Source organism: Achromobacter sp. 2789STDY5608615, assembly GCF_001298995.1.
Taxonomy (GTDB): domain Bacteria; phylum Pseudomonadota; class Gammaproteobacteria; order Burkholderiales; family Burkholderiaceae_B; genus Achromobacter; species Achromobacter insuavis.
In genome coordinates this window covers 1-1462 of record NZ_CYTY01000034.1, presented here as the reverse complement: position 1 = coordinate 1462, position 1462 = coordinate 1, and the positions used below count along the sequence as shown (strand labels likewise).

The following is a 1462-nucleotide window of genomic DNA, read 5'->3' as shown; positions in this document are numbered from 1 at the left end:
CGGTGCTGCTGCCGATGACGCTGGTCAAGCTGATCCGCGAGGAAACCCACGTGCAGCTGGTGCTGGAATCGCAGACCGACTACCTGACCCGCCTGGGCAACCGGCGCTGGTTCTTCGAGCAGGGCGCGCGCCTGATCGAGACCCAATCGGGCCGCGAGCCGATCGCCGTGCTGGCGTTCGACCTGGACCAATTCAAAAGCATCAACGACCGCTACGGCCACCATACCGGCGACCTGGTGCTGAAGTCGTTCGCCGGCATCGCCCGCGTCGCGCTCGGGCCGCGGGCGATCCTGGCCCGCATCGGCGGCGAGGAGTTCGCCGCGCTGCTCTCGGGCGACGACGCCCGCCGCGCGCACGAGCTGGGCGCGGCCGCCGCCACGCGCTTTGCCGAGGCCATCGCCAACCAGGCCGACGGCCTGGGCATCGCCGCCACGGTCAGCATCGGCCTGGCGTATTTCGAGGACGACGCGCCGGCGCTGGCCGATGGGCTGGCGCGCGCCGACATGGCCCTGTATCGCGCCAAGTCGCTGGGCGGCAACCGGCTGGAAGCGGCGCTGGCGCCGGAGCGCGTCGCGGCGGACTGAACGGCGTCGTCTGCGTCGGCAATACGGCCGGCGTCTTCGTCGCGAATACGGCCGGCGTCTTCGTCGCCAGTGCGACCGGCGTCCCGGTCGACCATGCGACCGGCGGCTTCCGTCGACAGAGCGGCAAGCATTTGCGCCGATAATGACCGCCATGACGACGCCTACACATGCTTCCCCGTCCGAGCGCGACGGTTTCTGGTTCGACGCCGCCGATCCTTCCCTGGCGCTCGAACGCGCCGGCAACCACGTCCGGCTGGCGCGCGCCGAGCCGCCCTGGATCGTGGTCGACCAATCCATCGCCTCCCTGACCCTGGGCCGCCAGTGGCCCGGACAGTTGTGGCGCGTGCGCGTGACGCAGCTGGGCGACATGTCCGGGCTGGTGGCGCAACCCGGCTACTGGCGCGCCGCCGCCATCGAGCTGTTGCAGCCGCTGCCGCTGGCCCTGCTGTTCGGCCCGCACGGCGAGGGCGTGCTCGACGTCCTGGCCCGCATTCCCGATCTGTCGCGCGAGCAGGCGCGAGCGCTGGGCGAACACTTGCCGGACGACGGCTGGGACCGTTACGGCCGGGCGTGGGCGCGCTGGTCGTCGGAGGAAGAGGGCGGCGCCACTGCGCCGTCCGGCGCCGTCGCCGAGGCGTCGCCGCCCTCCGAATGGTATGGCGTGCTGGCCGCCTCGCGCCGCCGCGGCGGCGCGCATTCGCCGGTCCATGCCGGTTTCATGCAGGTCCACAAGCTGCTGCGGCAACGCGCCGAAGCCGTCGATGGCGAGGCCGCCTTCATCCGGGAAGTGGATGAAGACGGCGAGGTGGACGAGTCGCTGGCGCCGCCGTGGGATGGGGCTTCCGATGCCTTGCTGTTCGCCGCCATGGCGCGGGGGG

Annotated in this window: 2 protein-coding genes; both read left to right on the top strand. The window is 72.0% G+C overall.

All coding sequences use genetic code 11. The annotated features are described in order from the left end of the window. A partial coding sequence (locus AOZ49_RS24010; protein WP_156355738.1) for a GGDEF domain-containing protein occupies positions 1 to 584 on the top strand: 584 nt, incomplete at its 5' end. A 151-nt stretch (positions 585 to 735) separates the two neighbouring features. Next, a partial coding sequence (locus AOZ49_RS24005) for a hypothetical protein (protein ID WP_231690430.1) occupies positions 736 to 1462 on the top strand: 727 nt, incomplete at its 3' end.